Annotated in this window: 15 protein-coding genes and 1 pseudogene; 7 read left to right on the top strand and 9 right to left on the bottom strand. The window is 68.7% G+C overall.

Annotated elements, in window-relative coordinates; translation table 11 throughout:
- Window positions 1–155: 155 nt before the first annotated feature.
- The 5 genes from IT882_RS04890 to IT882_RS04905 all read right to left on the bottom strand — a co-directional run bounded on the left by IT882_RS04890 (window position 156) and on the right by IT882_RS04905 (window position 4,749).
- Complete coding sequence (locus tag IT882_RS04890; RefSeq protein ID WP_195693410.1) at window positions 156–2,174, bottom strand: PTS fructose transporter subunit IIABC; 2,019 nt, start codon at window positions 2,172–2,174, stop codon at window positions 156–158.
- 20 nt (window positions 2,175–2,194) lie between these two features.
- Window positions 2,195–2,728 (bottom strand): 1-phosphofructokinase family hexose kinase, encoded by a 534-nt coding sequence (locus IT882_RS17045; RefSeq protein ID WP_324253959.1) that lies wholly within the window; start codon window positions 2,726–2,728, stop codon window positions 2,195–2,197.
- Window positions 2,647–3,159, bottom strand: a complete 513-nt coding sequence (locus IT882_RS17050; RefSeq protein WP_324253926.1) for a hypothetical protein — start codon at window positions 3,157–3,159, stop codon at window positions 2,647–2,649. Before IT882_RS17050 ends, IT882_RS17045 begins: the two co-directional genes overlap by 82 nt.
- Window positions 3,156–3,938: a DeoR/GlpR family DNA-binding transcription regulator gene (locus IT882_RS04900; protein ID WP_195693411.1), complete on the bottom strand. Its 783-nt coding sequence runs from the start codon at window positions 3,936–3,938 to the stop codon at window positions 3,156–3,158. Before IT882_RS04900 ends, IT882_RS17050 begins: the two co-directional genes overlap by 4 nt.
- Window positions 3,939–4,104: 166 nt before the next feature.
- Window positions 4,105–4,749 (bottom strand): DedA family protein, encoded by a 645-nt coding sequence (locus IT882_RS04905; protein ID WP_229382310.1) that lies wholly within the window; start codon window positions 4,747–4,749, stop codon window positions 4,105–4,107.
- Window positions 4,750–4,888: 139 nt separating this feature from the next.
- Here IT882_RS04905 and IT882_RS04910 point away from each other — a divergent pair, with 139 nt between their 5' ends.
- The 6 genes and pseudogenes from IT882_RS04910 (at window position 4,889) to IT882_RS04935 (ending at window position 12,702) form a co-directional block, all read left to right on the top strand.
- Window positions 4,889–6,967 carry a GDSL-type esterase/lipase family protein gene (locus IT882_RS04910; protein WP_195693413.1) on the top strand — a complete coding sequence of 693 codons (2,079 nt, stop codon included), beginning with the start codon at window positions 4,889–4,891 and terminating at the stop codon, window positions 6,965–6,967.
- A 246-nt stretch (window positions 6,968–7,213) separates the two neighbouring features.
- Window positions 7,214–9,489, top strand: a pseudogene (locus IT882_RS04915) (polyribonucleotide nucleotidyltransferase).
- A 198-nt stretch (window positions 9,490–9,687) separates the two neighbouring features.
- Window positions 9,688–10,713, top strand: coding sequence for an aldo/keto reductase (locus IT882_RS04920; protein ID WP_195693414.1), 1,026 nt, complete (start codon window positions 9,688–9,690; stop codon window positions 10,711–10,713).
- Window positions 10,714–10,777: 64 nt separating this feature from the next.
- Window positions 10,778–11,380, top strand: coding sequence for a histidine phosphatase family protein (locus IT882_RS04925; protein WP_195693415.1), 603 nt, complete (start codon window positions 10,778–10,780; stop codon window positions 11,378–11,380).
- Between the two features lie 42 nt (window positions 11,381–11,422).
- Window positions 11,423–12,253: a 4-hydroxy-tetrahydrodipicolinate reductase gene (gene dapB / locus IT882_RS04930; protein ID WP_195693416.1), complete on the top strand. Its 831-nt coding sequence runs from the start codon at window positions 11,423–11,425 to the stop codon at window positions 12,251–12,253.
- Window positions 12,250–12,702, top strand: coding sequence for a hypothetical protein (locus IT882_RS04935; RefSeq protein ID WP_195693417.1), 453 nt, complete (start codon window positions 12,250–12,252; stop codon window positions 12,700–12,702). Before dapB ends, IT882_RS04935 begins: the two co-directional genes overlap by 4 nt.
- Window positions 12,703–12,714: 12 nt before the next feature.
- Here IT882_RS04935 and IT882_RS04940 read toward each other — a convergent pair whose 3' ends face one another.
- The 4 genes from IT882_RS04940 to IT882_RS04955 all read right to left on the bottom strand — a co-directional run bounded on the left by IT882_RS04940 (window position 12,715) and on the right by IT882_RS04955 (window position 15,059).
- On the bottom strand, window positions 12,715–13,626 hold the full coding sequence (locus tag IT882_RS04940) for a TIGR01777 family oxidoreductase (RefSeq protein ID WP_195693418.1): 912 nt from the start codon (window positions 13,624–13,626) through the stop codon (window positions 12,715–12,717).
- Window positions 13,619–14,044 carry an OsmC family peroxiredoxin gene (locus IT882_RS04945; protein ID WP_195693419.1) on the bottom strand — a complete coding sequence of 142 codons (426 nt, stop codon included), beginning with the start codon at window positions 14,042–14,044 and terminating at the stop codon, window positions 13,619–13,621. Before IT882_RS04945 ends, IT882_RS04940 begins: the two co-directional genes overlap by 8 nt.
- A gap of 117 nt (window positions 14,045–14,161) precedes the next feature.
- Window positions 14,162–14,629, bottom strand: a complete 468-nt coding sequence (locus IT882_RS04950) for a DUF4395 domain-containing protein (protein WP_195693420.1) — start codon at window positions 14,627–14,629, stop codon at window positions 14,162–14,164.
- Window positions 14,622–15,059 (bottom strand): TlpA family protein disulfide reductase, encoded by a 438-nt coding sequence (locus tag IT882_RS04955; protein WP_195693421.1) that lies wholly within the window; start codon window positions 15,057–15,059, stop codon window positions 14,622–14,624. The genes IT882_RS04950 and IT882_RS04955 overlap by 8 nt, the downstream gene beginning before the upstream one ends.
- 129 nt (window positions 15,060–15,188) lie before the next feature.
- On the opposite strand from IT882_RS04955, the gene thyX reads away from it, so the two are divergent.
- Window positions 15,189–15,914, top strand: coding sequence for an FAD-dependent thymidylate synthase (thyX, locus tag IT882_RS04960; protein WP_195693422.1), 726 nt, complete (start codon window positions 15,189–15,191; stop codon window positions 15,912–15,914).
- The last annotated feature ends 18 nt before the right edge of the window (window positions 15,915–15,932 follow it).

Consider the following 15,932-nt stretch of genomic DNA (forward strand, 5'->3'; position numbering starts at 1 on the left):
GCTGGCCGCGGTGTTGTCGCCGACATTACTTCCAGCGCGATGTCCGAAGGGGCACTGGACGACATCAGTATCGGAACGCGTCCAGCGCCATCCCTGACCTGCGTCGCAGACCACAACACCCCGGCCGCACCCGACGGCCGGGGTGTTGTCCGTGATCAGGCGCGCGCGCCGCTGGCCAGCACGCCGCTGGCCTCAGTGTCGTCGGCAGCGCCAGCCGCCTCGACGGTCTCGGGGCTCGGCCGACGTCCGATGCGCTTGAACGCGATGACCGCGAGCGCGGTGATGACGGTTCCGATCGCGATCGACAGGACGAACCAGAGGATATTCCCGATCGCGAAGAGGACGAAGAACCCGCCGTGCGGGGCCTGCGAGGTGACGCCGAAGGCCATCGACAGCGCACCGGTGACGGCACCGCCGAGCATCGAGGCGGGGATCACGCGCAGCGGGTCGGCGGCGGCGAAGGGGATTGCCCCTTCCGAGATGAAGGATGCCCCGAGCAGCCACGCCGCGACACCGTTCTCACGCTCGACGGGTGTGAACTGCTTGCGGGCGAGCAAGGTCGAGGCCAGGGCGAGGCCCAGCGGCGGCACCATTCCGGATGCCATGACCGCGGCCATGATCTCGAGCGGTACCTGGTTGGCGACGGATGCAGCTCCCAGGCCTGCGACGGCGAACGAGTACGCGACCTTGTTGACGGGACCGCCGAGGTCGAAGCACATCATGAGGCCCAGGATGACGCCGAGCAACACGATTCCCACGCCGGTCAGGCTGTTCAGCCAGTCCGTGAGGGTCGTCATGAGCCAGGCAATCGGCCCGCCGAGGAAGAGGATCATGGCTCCGGACGCGGCAATGGACGCCAAGAGCGGAATGATGACGACGGGCATGAGACCGCGCAGCCACCGCGGAGCGGGGATACGCGCGAGGGAACCGGCGACGAGCCCCGCGAGGAGGCCGCCGACGATACCTCCGAGGAACCCGGCGTCCATCATGACGGCGATCGTGCCGACGACGAATCCCGGAGCGATGCCGGGGCGGTCAGCCATCGCGTAGGCGATGAAGCCGGCCAAGGCTGGGACGAGGAAGCCCATCGATGCGGCGCCGATGACGAAGGCGACGGCGCCGATGTAGGTCTGCAGCCCACCGTCGGGGAGGTTCCAGAGCGAGGATGAAGCCACGATGTCGCCGGCCGTCGCGTTGATGTCGTAGCCGCCGAGCCAGAACGACAGCGCGATGAGCAGGCCGCCGCCGGCCACGAACGGGATCATGTAGCTGACGCCGGTGAGCAGCCAGCGCTGGAGCTTGCGGCCCACGTGTTCGCTGGCCGTATCCGTGGTCTCGGTCGTCGGGGCTCCTGAGATACGCGTGGCCGAGGGGTCCGCGGCGGCAGCGAGGGCCTCGTCGATCATCTGCCCGGGAGCTTCGACTCCGCGTTTGACCGGTCCCTGCACGACGGGCTTGCCGGCAAAGCGAGCGCGGTCGCGAACGTCCACGTCCACGGCGAAGATCACGGCGTCAGCCGCGGCGATGACGGCCGGATCCAGGGCTGTCGAGCCGCTCGACCCCTGCGTCTCGACCTCGAGGCGCACGCCACGCTTCTTGGCTTCGGCGACGAGGGCGTCGGCTGCCATGTAGGTGTGGGCGATGCCGGTCGGGCAGGCGGTGACGGCGACCAGGAGCCGCTGATCAGCCGCCGGTGCTGGAGCGCTCGCGGCAGGGCTCGCCGCCGGGGCCGGGGCGATCGCTTCATCGATCAGGGCGACGACCTCCGGGGCAGAGGTTGCAGCGCGCAGCGAGGCGACGAACTCGTCGCGCACGAGCGCGCGGGCGATCGTGGAGAGGATCGCGAGGTGATCGGTGTCGGCACCGATCGGCGCGGCGATGAAGAACACGAGGTCGCTCGGATCGTCGTCCCCGAAGTCGACCGGGTCAGACAGCCGGGCAAACGCAAGGGTCGGCTCGGTCACGGCAGCCGTCCGGCAGTGGGGGATGGCAATGCCGCCGGGCATACCCGTCGAGGTCTGTGCTTCGCGGGCATGCGCGTCTGTCGCGAGGGCGCGGGCATCGGACGTGCGTCCCGCGCACGCGACGATCGTGCTGAGGGCATCGATGACGTCGCTTGATGTCGCGCCCAACGCGACATCGAGAGCGACGAGCTCCGTGGTGATGATGGACATGTTCTCTCCTTCGAAGAACGTCACGGCGTGGCGACCGCGGCGGGCAGGTGTATTTCGGTGACCGTGACCTGGTCAGGGCGGGTGTCAGTGGGGCGCGGGATGGTCGTCCCGGGCAGAGCGACAGCGGCAGAGCCGTAGGCGACCGCGTTCGCGAGCCGTTCTGCCGGGGAGAGCCCCCTCGCATCGGCGATGAGGTAACCGGCAAGAGAGGAGTCGCCGGCGCCGACCGTGCTGCGCGCGATCACCGGCGGGTGCGTGGCGTACCAGGCGCCGTCAGTGGTGGCGAGGACCGCGCCGGCGGAGCCGAGCGTTGCCAGAACCGCGGCGATTCCCTCAGCGCGCAGGATCTTGCACGCCTCCGCGACCGCTCGCGGGTCCCCGAGCGAGGCGGGATCGGTCCCGGTGAGCTCGGCGAGTTCCTCCAGGTTCGGCTTGATCAGGTCGATCCGCACTCCCGCGGTGCGCAGGGCGGTCAGCGGTGCGCCCGAGGTGTCGACCGCGATCCGGATCTCGGGCGCCGCAATCCGGGCCGTCCGCGCCAGATCGGCGAGCAGCTCGACATCTGCGGCCGGGGGAGCGAGCCGGCAAGGACGATCCAGCTCGAGCGTGGTGCTTCCGCAGCGACGACCTCGTGCAGGGCTGCGACGGCCGAAGCGCTCAGCGGAGAGCCGGGCTCGTTGATCTTCGTCGTCGTGCCATCCGGCTCGGCCAGCGAGATATTCGTGCGCACCGTGGCGCCGGGGTCGACCGTCACGACCGCCAGTCCGCTCTCGACGAGCTCACGGACATAGGGGTCGTGGTAGTCAGCCCGCACGATCGCCCGGGTGGCGACGGATGCGTGCGCCAAGGCCCGCGAGACGTTCACACCCTTCCCGGCGGCCTGAGACGTCACCGCGCTTGCGCGAAGCACCGCGTCGCGGACGAGAGGAGAGGGGAGCTGGATGGTGCGATCGACGCTCGGGTTGATCGTGACCGTGACGATCATGCACGCACCAGGTCCACATCAGCGGCGCGGAGTGCCTCGCGCAGATCGGCACCCGGCTCGCCATCGGTCACGAGAGCGTCGATGTCCTCGAGCCCCCCGAAACGAACGAGTGACTCTTCGCCGAGCTTCGACCCGTCGGCGACGACGATCACCCGCCGCGCTGCGGCGAGAGCAGCGCGCTTGACCTCTGCCTCGGCCTCATCCGGAGTGCTCAGTCCGAACTGAGGATGCACGGCGTTGGTTCCGATGATCGCGACATCCGGTCGGAACCCGGCGATCTGTTCGATGGCACCTGACCCGACGGCGGCAGCGGTCAGGGCGCGAAGTCTGCCGCCGATGACGCGAACCGCGGGGACAGTGAGGTGGCTGAGAGCTGCTGCTGTCGTGATCGAGTTCGTGATGAGCGTCAGAGAGGCATTCGTTTCCTCGCGCGCCGCCAGGAGACGGGCGACCCGTGCGGCCGTGGACCCGGCATCGATGTGCACCGCTCCGCCCAGGCCGCGCGGGATCAGGTCGATGGCTGCGGCAGCGATACGCTCCTTGGCCTCGGTCGCCGTCGCTTCGCGGGCCGCGAGGCTCGGCTCGGCGGCACTGGTACGGCCCGCTGGGACGGCGCCACCGTGCACCCGAAGAAGGATGCCGTCGGCCTGGAGCTGGTCGAGATCGCGCCGGATGGTCTCTTGTGCGACCCCGAACAGTGTCGAGAGGGCGGTGACCGATGCGCGGCCCTCATCGGTGATGATCCCGGCGATCCGCTGTTGGCGCTCCGTCGCGTACATGAGTGCTGTGCTCTCCCCACCGACGTCAACCGTGACGCCGAAATCTGTGTATGTGTGAGAGTAACTGCGAATGTGTGGTTTTACAAGAGTGAATCTGTTTTTCGGGCGCACAGCAGTGGAGGGTTCCAGCGCTGGACCCGCCGACGCCGGGCAGGGGTCAGGTCTGTCAGGCCGATGGCGCTGATCTAGGCGGAGGGGTCAGCCGCTCCGGGGGAGGAGTTTCGCGCGCGGGCGAGAGTCGCGTGACGATCAGGTCGATGATGATGCCGAGCGCGATCGCGACAGCGATGGAGATCAGCACGGCGACGACGGGGCCACCCGGCACGAGGCGTGCCACGATCGCGCCCACAGCGGCCTGATACACCGCCCACCCGGTGGCGGCTGCCGCCACCAGAGTGAGGTACCGAGGAGCCGGAACCCGCGATGCTCCCGCTGTGAGGTTCACCGCTAGGCGGGCGAACGGAATGAAACGCGCCGTGAACACCACCGTCGCGCTCGATCGGTGCAGGCGTCGGCGTGCCCAGCGGATTGCCGCGCTCACGCGGCGGCCGCGCATCCACGCCCAACGATCCAGCCCGACACGGCGTCCGACGACGTACACGATCGTGTCACCGAGGAAGGCAGCGAGGGCGGCGACCAGCACGACGCCGAGAAGCGGAGGCGAGCCGACGGTCACGGCAAGTGCGCCGAACGCCGTGACCGCGATCTCTCCGGGAACGAGGACCAGAAGGCTGTCGGCGAGGACGAGGGCGAACATCAGGGGCAGTGCCCAGGCGCTGCCGGCAACGTGCGTCAGCACCTCATCGATCACCCCTCTGAGGTAACACCCGCGGGTAAACGAAGACCGAACGGGGCACGTCGGGTGACGCGTTTGCATGCATCCGGTGAACTCTCGGCGACCCGGCCTGCCTCAGCGTGTTCGGTGATCCGACACGCGTCACCCTGGATGCGTGAGAGTCGCGGTATTGGCGGAATCGTTCCTCCCCCACATGAACGGAGTCACCGGCTCGGTGCTCCACGTCCTTCGTCATCTCGCGAGCGAAGGGCACGAGACCCTCGTGATCGCCCCCAAGGCCGGCGATGTCGACGCCGACCTGCACGGCGCCGATCTGTCGGGAGCTCGGACCACGATGCTGCGGTCGGTGCCGTTGCCCTCCTACCCGCAGGTGCGCGTCGTGTTCGCTCGCGCGGCCACGCTGGCCGCGCACCTGCGTGCCTTCGGACCCGACGTCATCCACCTGGCATCGCCGTTCGTCCTCGGGTGGCAGGGCACGGCGGCTGCCGATGCCCTGAAGGTCCCGGTCGTCGCGGTCTATCAGACCGACGTCGTGGCGTACGCCCAGAAGTACGGGGTGCCGGCGGCTACCTCCATCGTGCAGTCGCACCTGACCCGGCTGCACCGTCGATCGACACTGACCCTCGTGCCGTCCTCCGCGAGCATGGCGCAGCTCGAAGACCTCGGCGTCGATCGGTTGCGTCGGTGGGGGCGCGGCGTGGATGCTGTGCGCTTTGCTCCCGAGCACCGCAGCCTCGGCTGGCGCGAGCGTGTTGCGCCGGGGGAGACGATCGTCGGATATGTCGGTCGGCTCGCCCCGGAAAAACAGGTTGAAGACCTCGCGGCACTGCATGACCTCCCTGGCACCCGCCTGGTGATCGTCGGTGATGGACCGTCACGCCCCGCACTCGAGAAGGCTCTGCCGCGGGCGGTCTTCCTGGGGCATCTGTCCGGAGCTGCGCTCGGCGAGGCTGTCGCGTCCTTCGATGTCTTCGTCCACCCGGGTGAGAGCGAGACCTTCGGTCAGACGATCCAGGAGGCTCTCGCGGCGGGCGTGCCGGTCGTCGCGACCGGCACGGGTGGGCCGGTTGATCTCGTCCGCAGCAGCGTCGACGGATGGCTCTACCGTCCCGGCGACCTCGCTGACCTGCGCGCGCGTGTGTCTGACCTCGTCGGCGATGAGGCCAAACGGCGCGCGTTCGCGGTCGCGGCGCGAGAGTCCGTGCGCGACCGCACCTGGGAAGCCCTCGGCCGTCAACTGGTCGGGCACTACGACGAGGCTCGGATGCTGCGCCCGATCGACGACGCGCTTCTCGTGCGGGCTGCGACCCGGCCCGCAGCTCCGCCTGCTCCCGCGACCGAGGGAACGCCGCGATGGTCGCGTTTCGTCGCCCTCGGCGACTCGCTGACCGAAGGGCTGTGCGATACGTCGCGGATGCCCAAGGGGCAGTACCGCGGGTGGGCCGACCGCCTCGCCGATCTGCTGGCGGGTGCCCGCGAGGCGAGCCTGCCGGCCACCGCGGAGCCCTTCCGATACGCGAACCTGGCCGTGCGCAGCCGCAAGATCCGCGATCTCCTGGATGAGCAGTTGCCGCGCGCGCTCGAGATGGCGCCGGATCTCGTCTCGGTGTTCATGGGCGCAAACGACCTGGTCAGCCGCGGGGCAGATCCCCTCACTCTCGCGCGGGGGCTCGAGCGGGCAGTCGTGGCGCTGCGCTCGCGCGGCATCGACGTGCTGCTGGTGAGCATCGTGTTGCCCCGGCGCCTGGCAGCCATGGTGTTCGCTCGGCGCGTTGCGGTGTACAACTCCGAGATCCGGCGCATCGCAGCCGCCACCGGGTGCCTGCTGCTCGACCTCGAAGCGCAGCCGGCGATCAGCGACCTGGATATGTGGGCCGACGACAAGGTCCACTTCCGTTCGCAGGGACACCGCTTCGTGGCCTACCGGGCGGCCGAAGCCCTCGGTGTTCCCCACGCGGACGAGCTGGCGACCCTGGATTCCGCCTTCCACGACGATGACAGTCCCAACCCGCGCGGCTGGGTCCGCCGCGACGCGATGCCCTGGCTCTGGCGGCGGCTTCGCGGCCGCACGGCCGGAGACGGACTGAGCGCGAAGCACGCTGACTACGTCGTGATCGCGCGACGAACCGGTGCGGCGACCGCGTCTCTGCGCGCGCCAGAACCCGCGCAGCGTCAACCGCGCCCGGGGATGGGACCGGCGGCCGTTGACCCGGCGCGACGGGTGCGGCCCTGATAGGATCGATCGGGTTGCCTTACGGCATCCGCTCAACTTCACAGTGAGCTTCATGGAGCAGGCCGGCAGGAAGCTGGTCCCCTGTGGTGGGTTCCCCGTCAAGACGCCGGGTGATCTTCTACTGGTGGCCAGCGCAGGCGAATCACGCAGCTTGTGCCGCGCGCCAAATACTGCCTGTTCCTGCTCCTTCGCATGTGCTCGCGCACCACACGGGTGTGCGAGTCGAAACAAAGAAGGAGAGACCTCTTGGAAGGTCCTGAAATCACCGCCGCCGAAGCCGTTCTCGATAACGGCCGCTTCGGCACCCGTACCGTCCGGTTCGAAACCGGACGCCTGGCCCAGCAGGCACAGGGCGCCGTAGCCGCCTACCTGGACGAAGAGACCATGCTGCTGTCGGCCACGAGCGCCGGAAAGCACCCCCGCGAAGGCTTCGACTTCTTCCCCTGACGGTGGACGTCGAAGAGCGCTCCTACGCCGCCGGCAAGATCCCCGGCTCGTTCTTCCGTCGTGAGGGCCGCCCCTCGACCGAGGCGATCCTCGTGTGCCGCCTCATCGACCGTCCGCTGCGCCCGTCGTTTGTCGCGGGGCTCCGCAACGAGGTGCAGATCGTCGTCACGGTGCTCTCGATCGCTCCGGGCGAGTTCTACGACGCGCTCGCGATCAACGCGGCATCCCTGTCGACGCAGATCTCGGGGCTTCCCTTCTCGGGTCCGATCGCGGGCGTGCGACTGGCGCTCATCCCCGGCCACGGCGAGCACGCTGACCAGTGGGTCGCGTTCCCCACGGCCGAGCAGCTCGAAGATGCCGTCTTCGACCTGATCGTCGCCGGCCGCGTGCTGCCCGATGGTGACGTTGCGATCATGATGGTCGAGGCAGAAGCCACCGAGAACAGCTGGAACCTCATCAAGGGCGGCGCCACCAAGCCCAGCGAAGAGATCGTCGCGCAGGGCCTGGAAGCATCCAAGCCCTTCATCAAGGAACTCGTCGCTGCGCAGAACGTCGTCGCGAACACCGCCGCCAAGGAGATCCAGCCCTACCCGGTCTTCCCGCCCTACGCCGACCAGACCTACGACTTCGTCGCCGGTCGCGCGTACGACAAGCTCGTGCCGATCTACCAGATCGCCGACAAGGTCGAGCGTCAGAACGCCGATGACGAGCTCAAGGATGCCGTCAAGGCAGAGCTTGTCGCCGCCGTCGAGGCTGGCGAGCTGCCCGAGACGGCCCTGGGTGAGTTCTCTGCGGCGTACAAGTCGGTGACGAAGAAGATCGTCCGTGGCCGCATCCTCACCGATGGCGTCCGCATCGATGGTCGCGGGCTCGCCGACATCCGTCCGCTGGATGCCGAGGTCCAGGTGATCCCGCGCGTGCACGGTTCGGCGATCTTCCAGCGCGGTGAGACCCAGATCCTGGGCGTCACGACGCTGAACATGCTCAAGATGGAGCAGCAGATCGACTCGCTCTCGCCGGTGACGCACAAGCGCTACATGCACCACTACAACTTCCCGCCCTACTCGACCGGTGAGACCGGTCGTGTGGGAAGCCCCAAGCGACGTGAGATCGGCCACGGATTCCTGGCCGAGCGCGCGCTCGTTCCGGTGCTCCCGTCGCGCGCGGAGTTCCCCTACGCCATCCGTCAGGTCTCCGAGGCTCTCGGATCCAACGGTTCGACGTCGATGGGTTCGGTATGTGCCTCGACCCTGTCGCTGCTGAACGCGGGTGTGCCGCTGCGCGCCGCCGTGGCCGGCATCGCGATGGGCCTCGTCTCGGATGAGGTCGACGGTCAGACCCGGTATGCGGCGCTGACTGACATCCTCGGCGCCGAAGACGCCCTCGGTGACATGGACTTCAAGGTCGCCGGAACGAGCGAGTTCGTCACCGCGATCCAGCTGGACACGAAGCTCGACGGCATCCCGTCGTCGGTGCTCTCGGCCGCGCTCACGCAGGCCAAGGAAGCGCGTCTGACGATCCTGAACGTCATCAACGCCGCCATCGACGGCCCCGACGAGATGGCGCCCACCGCGCCGCGCGTGATCAGCGTGCAGATTCCCGTCGACAAGATCGGTGAGCTCATCGGCCCCAAGGGCAAGACGATCAACGCGATCCAGGACGCCACCGGCGCCGACATCTCCATCGAGGAGGACGGCACGGTCTACATCGGCGCGACCGACGGTCCGTCGGCCGAGGCCGCCCGCGCCCAGGTCAACGCGATCGCCAACCCCACCAACCCCGAGGTCGGCGAGCAGTTCCTCGGAACCGTCGTCAAGATCGCGACGTTCGGTGCGTTCGTTTCCCTCCTGCCGGGCAAGGACGGACTGCTCCACATCAGCGAGGTCCGCAAGCTCGCCGGTGGCAAGCGTGTCGAGAACGTCGAAGACGTGGTCTCGGTCGGGCAGAAGCTCCTCGTTCGCATCACCAAGATCGACGACCGGGGCAAGCTGTCGCTCGAGCCGGTGCTCGACGAGGCCGATCAGGAAGGGCGCGCTGCAGCCAACGAGGGTCCCGAGGCTCCGGCCGAAGGCTGATCCGCGTTCGAGAACGCCCGTCCCTGCGGGGGCGGGCGTTCTCGCGTCCCGGCGTGATCGAAGCGTTATGTAATATTCACGCCTGTGACGCCTGGCGTCGCCGCGCAGGCGCCGGTACGCCGTAATCTCGAAACACGCGCCGGGGAGCGCGTCGGCATCCGTCACTCACCACCGCGGATACCGTGAAGGGGTGAGCGAATGGCTGCTTTCGGCGTCGGTGCCGCGGCAACCGCGGGAGCCGGAGCGGTGAACCCGGCCCACCCCTCCGCCCCGATTCCTGTCCTCGGTCAGCCGCTCGGATCGAGCGTGCGCGTCGAGCTCGGCGAGACCGGGATGTCTGTTTTTCCCCTCATCCTCGGCGGCGGCGAGTTCGGGTGGACCGTCGATACCGCGACGAGCCACGAGATCCTTGACACCTACGTGCGTGCGGGCGGAAACGCGATCCACACAGCCGACAGTTTCTCGGGCGGCCGGAGCGAGCACATCATCGGCCGATGGATGGCTGAGCGCGGCATCCGCGATGACATCGTGCTGGCCGTTCGCGTCGGAGCACACCCCGATCACCCGGGCCTGGGGCCGGTCGATCTCGTGCGCGCCGCGGAAGCGTCGCTCACCCGGCTCGGCACCGACCGCATCGATGTGCTCTACCTGGATGCCCGGGCCGACACGACAACGGCGGTGGAAGAAACGCTCGCGACTGCCGAATGGCTCATCAGCGCGGGCAAGGTTCGTGCGATTGGCGCGATCGGCTATCGGGCAGCGCAGCTCGTGGAAGCACGCATCCTCTGCTCTGCGGGGTATCCGCGAATCTCCGTCCTCGATGTCCCGTTCAACGTGCTGCGGCGCCACGAGTTCGATGGAGACCTGCGGCTGGTAGCCAGTGCGCAGTCGATGGCGGTGACGCCCTCTCACGCTCTCGAGCACGGTTTTCTGTCGGGTCTGCATCGTGATCGGGTGAACGGGCCGCTGTCGGTGCGGGCGAAGCAGATCACCGCGAACGTGAATCGACGCGGCACGAGAACGCTCAAGGCGCTGGATGCGATCGCTGCCGAACTGGGAGTGACGAACGCGTCAGTCGCCGTCGCCTGGCTCCTCGCGCAACGCATCATCACGGCGCCGATCATCAACGCGTACGCCCCGTACCAGGTCGACGAGCTCGTGCAGGGCGTGGGCGTTCGGCTCACGCGGGCACAGCTGGCAGACATCGCACGCGCGGCCGACTGAGCCCCTCGCCCACAGACCGAGAGGTTAGGGTAGGACTGTTCCGAGCACGTCGAGGAAGCGGCCCGTGACCCACTACATCTATCTCGTTCGCCACGGTGAGCATCTGGATGCCGAGCATGGCTTGATCGACGGACCCCTCTCGCCGCGTGGCAAACGGCAGGCATCGCTGCTGGCCGACCGGCTCTCGGGAATCCCGTTCAACGCGCTGTGGCATTCGCCGCTAGACCGCGCCGCCGAGACGGCGCGAGTGATCGCGGAGCGGATGCCGGCGCTCACGCCGACACCCTCGGCGCTGCTGTTCGACTGCGTGCCCACGGGCATGGTCGAAGAGACCCCGACCGTGTTCGAGCCGTTCTTCGGGGCGGTCACCGAGGAAGAGATCGAGGCAGGCCGGGCCCAGATGGCGGATGCTGTCAACGCATTCCTGGTGCGCAAGTCCGGCGAGGTCCACGAGCTGCTCGTGACGCACAACTTCGTGATCGGGTGGCTCGTGCGCGAGGTTCTGCAAGCTCCCGAGTGGAAGTGGATGACGCTGAATCAGGCGAACTGCGGCCTGACGGTGCTCGCGCAGAAGCACGGGAGGCCGTGGACGCTGCTGTCGCACAACGACCTCGCGCATCTGCCGGTCGAAGACCGGACGGGACTTCCCGAGGCCTATGCCTTCTGACCGGCGCTCGGAGGGCCGGATGCCGCGGATAGGCTGGAGACCATGACCACACGCGTCGCCGTCGTCGGTGCCACCGGAAAGCTCGGCGGAATCATCCGCGATGTCGTTGCTGCAGAGCCCGGCTTCGAGGTCTTCGCCGAACTGGACTCGCGCTCGTCGATGTCAGCGCTCGATGGCGCCGACCTGGTGGTCGATGCAACCACTCCCGCGGTGTCGATCGATGTGGTGCGGGCCGCAGCCGAACGGGGGATCGACGTCATCGTCGGAACCTCCGGCTGGTCGGCCGAACGCATCGCGCGGGTGCGGACGGAGATCGAACAGGCAGCCATCAGGGCCGTCTTCATCCCGAATTTCTCCCTCGGATCGGTGATCGGCTCGGCACTGTCTGCCGCCGCCGCTCCCTTCTTCTCGTCGATCGAGATCATCGAGGCCCATCGCGAGACCAAGATCGACTCACCGTCGGGAACGGCGGTGCGCACCGCCGAGCTGATCGCGGCCGCGCGCGAGGATGCCGGACCCGTCGCCGCCCCGCACGTCGACCAGCGAGCACGGGGACAGCAGGTTGCGAGCGTTCCCATCCATTCCTTGCGTCGACCCGGAGTGGTCGCCAGTCAGAGCGTCCTGCTCTCGGGGCAGGGAGAGACGCTCACCCTCACCCACGACACGATCGAGCCTGCGGCAGCCTACGGGCCGGGCATCCGTCTGGTGCTGGGGGCGGTCGCGCGCGGCGTCGCGGGCGTAGACCCCGGCCGCGTCGTCATCGGACTCGACAGCTTCCTCGATATCGGCGTCCGTCTACCAGCGTTCGTCGAGCCGGCGCCCGTCGATGAGGGAGGCGTGCCGGGGCAGGTCGCCCGAGCCACCGGCGCATGAGCTCGCGCATCGCCGTCGCGGTGATGGCGGCGCTCCTGCTGCTGTACATCGTCTTGGTAGCCCAGCGGGCGTGGCTGCTGCTGATCAGCGGCGACCCCATCGGCGTGGCAATGGGGGCGGCGCTGGTCGTGCTCCCGGTGATCGCCGTGTGGGCGCTCGGGCGCGAGCTGTGGTTCGGTGTGCGAGCCGAACAGCTCGGGCGGCGGCTCGAGGCCGAAGGCGAGCTCCCGGACGATCTCGTCGCGGTTCGCCCCAGCGGGCGGGTCATGCGGTCGGACGGGGACGCGCTCTTTCCTCGATTCAAAGCTGACGTCGAAGAGGCTCCGGACGACTGGCGCGCCTGGTATCGGCTCGGGATCGTCTACGACGCCGCGGGGGATCGGCGCCGGGCCCGGGCGGCAGTACGAACCGCCATCCGGATCGAGCGGGGCGAGGCCCGGAAGGCCTGAGGGATCGAGTCGTCAGCTCCCGGCGACAGCCTCCCGGACGGCGTCCTCCGCAGTCTCGTGCGTCCACGTGAACCCGGATGCGGCGAGAACCTCGGGGATGACGTAGGCATCGGTGGTCAGCAGCGACTCGGTCGGATCTGGCCCGAGCGCGAGCTTCAGGCCCCACTCCGGGGCCCGCAGCAGGTACGGGCGGTTCAGCTCCCGCGCCAGGGCGAACCCGATGTCGTTCGCCGTCGCGCGGGTGGGACCGCACAGATTCACGGGACCGACGATCCCGGTGTCCAGAACGTGCCGGATCGCACGGACCTCATCCTCGAGCGAGATCCACGGCCAGACCTGCGTGCCGCGACCGAGAGGCCCGCTGAGACCGAGTTTGGTGAGCAGGATCAGGGGTTTCAGAACCCCGTCACGATGGATGATCGGCGCGGTGCGCAGCGTCGCCACGCGGGCGTCCTCGCCCGCCGCGGCGGCAGCGCTTTCCCACTCGCCGCACAGGTCAGCGAGAAATCCGTCGCCGCGGGGTGCATCCTCGGCGATGGCGCCGGCAGGGTCCGTGCCGTAATAGCCGACGGCAGAGGCCGAGACGAAGTGCGGAGCATCCGTGCCGAGCTCGCGCACCGCACGTGCCAGCGCGCGGGTGGGGGTGATCCGCGACCACAGCAGCGTGTGCTTGTACGACGAGTTCCAGGGGAACCGGCCGATGCTGGCGCCGTTGAGGCCGATGACGGCATCCGCCCCGGCCAACACCGCGGGGTCGAGCACGTCGCTGTCGACGAGCCAGGACACCTCGTCAGCACCGGCGTCGGCCGCGCGCACGAGGGTCGTCACCCGGATGCCGTCGGCACGCAGACTCTCGGCCAGCGCCCGGCCGATGAGACCGGACGCTCCGCCGATGACGACGTGTCGGAGAGCCGATTCAGGCAAGCGTTGCCTCGAGAGTGATCTCGATTCCCGCGAGGGCGGCGGAAACGGGGCATCCGGCCTTCGCGGCGTTCGCGATGCGGTCGAAATCCTCCTGTGACAGGCCCGGAACCGACGCATGCACGTTCAGGTGGCTGCCGGTGATGCCGGTGCCGGGGATGAAGGTCACGGCCGCCGAGCAGCGCACCGACTCGGGCGGGGTGCCGTTCTGGGTGAGCTCGTGCGAGAACGCCATGCTGAAGCAGGACGCGTGGGCTGCCGCAATGAGTTCCTCGGGCGTGGTCACGGTCGAGGAGCCCTCGCTGCGGGCTTTCCAGTTGACATCGAACGTGCCCAGGTGCGAACTGTCGAACGTCACTGTTCCCGACCCATCGGTCAGGCTGCCGTTCCAGACGGTGGTGGCTTCGCTCGTCACGGACATGGGGACCTCCCTGGTCGTCATGCACCCGGAGTGGGCGCTTCCGCGGTCAGCCTAACGGCGTTTCGCGGGGGAGGGCAGGCTCGCGCCAAACTTCGCGCTGCGGCGGGGACGGAGGTCTCAGGCGGCATCCGCGGTGCGTCGGCCGAGAACCCCTGCGCGCTGCAGCACGAGGTACAGCTGGCACCCCAGGCACAGCCCGAACACGGCGTTGAGGAAGGCCGCAACGAACGCTGCTGCGGCCGCAGCAGGAACAGCCCACGGCACGCCGAGCAGGGACAGGGCGATGCCGATCGCGGTGACGAACAGGCCGACTCCCTGCGCAAAGCGCGGCGGACGCGGGTCCTCCAGCTCGCGAGGCGGAGCCAAGCGGGGCCGGATGAGGGAGCGATAGAGGGCGCCCCACGGGGCCGTGCGCGGCGACGCGACACCCCACACGAACAGGAGCGCGATCACAACGAGCAGCACGAAGGCCGGGACGGTCGCGCCGATCAGGCCGAGGAACACATCGACCAGCAGGAGGACGGAGGTGATGGCGGCGGCGAACCGCGGACCCCGGGGGTCGATGCCGCGGGCGGTCTCAGGCATGGGTGCGCTCCGTCGTCAGTCGCTGAAGCTCCAGCTCGAGCACGTGCCGGTTCGGGACGCCGCCGAAGCGGGTCTGTACGGCGCCGTTGCGGTCGAGCACGAGGGTTGTGGGGGTCTGCAGCACGTTGAAGTGGCGCGCGATATCGGGCCGGTGGGTCAGGTCGACATCCAGGTGACGCACCCCGGGGCGCGACTGCGCGATCTCGGCGAGCGTCCGGTGGACCGCTGGGCACCTGCTGCACATCTCGGTACTGAATTGCAGCAGGGTGGCAGCGTCGCCGAGTCGGTCGGCTCCGAGGCGAGCGGGCTCAACGATCTCGTGGTTGACATCGCGCCGCAGGCGTCCCTGACGGGCGCGCAGCAGGATGCCGATCACGACGGTGACCGCAACAAGCGCGGCGATGCCCAGCAGGGCGGAGACGGGTTCCACGGCAACCCACACTAAGCGACCCGGACGGGGGCAGGGTGCACGTGACGGACTGTGACAAACCGCGGCAGGACGCAAGACGCGCCCACAGCGGACCGGTACGGGCGACGCTGCGCGGGTAGGGTGTGAGCCGTGACCGACATCGAGTTTCGCAGCGACGTGACCGTCGAGCTTGTCCGAGCCAGTGCCGCCGATTCCGACGTCCTCTTCGCCGCGCGGGTGTCGACCCTGGGAGAGCAGACTCTCGGCGACGCAGCCGCGGGGGTGGAGGCATCCGACCGCGACCGGGGCCTCATCAACTATCTGATGCGCGACCGGCACGGTTCGCCGTTCGAGCACAACTCCATGACGTTCTACGTGCAGGCGCCGATCTTCGTCTTCCGCGAGTTCATGCGTCACCGCATCGCCTCCTACAACGAGGAATCCGGGCGCTACCGCGAACTGCGTCCCGTGTTCTACGTTCCCGCGCCCGAGCGCAAGCTCGTCCAGGTCGGCAAGCCCGGCGCATACGACTTCGTCGACGGCACCCCCGAGCAGACGGCGATCGTTGACGAGGCGACGAGGGAGGCATCCGCTCACGCGTTCGCCGCGTACCAACGGATGCTGGATGCCGGGGTCGCGCGCGAGGTTGCCCGCATCGTGCTGCCGCTGAACACGTACTCGTCGATGTACGTCACGATGAACGCCCGCTCGCTGATGAACTTCCTCTCCTTGCGCACGAAGGTCGAAGGCTCCCACTTCCCGTCGTTCCCGCAGCGCGAGATCGAGATGTGTGCGGAGAAGATGGAAGAGCTCTGGGCCACTCTCATGCCGATGACGCACGCTGCCTTCGCCGCTGCCGGCCGCGTCGCTCCGTGAGCTGCGCCCGGACCCGCT

The organism is Microbacterium schleiferi, from assembly GCF_015565955.1.
Classification (GTDB): Bacteria; Actinomycetota; Actinomycetes; order Actinomycetales; family Microbacteriaceae; genus Microbacterium; species Microbacterium schleiferi_A.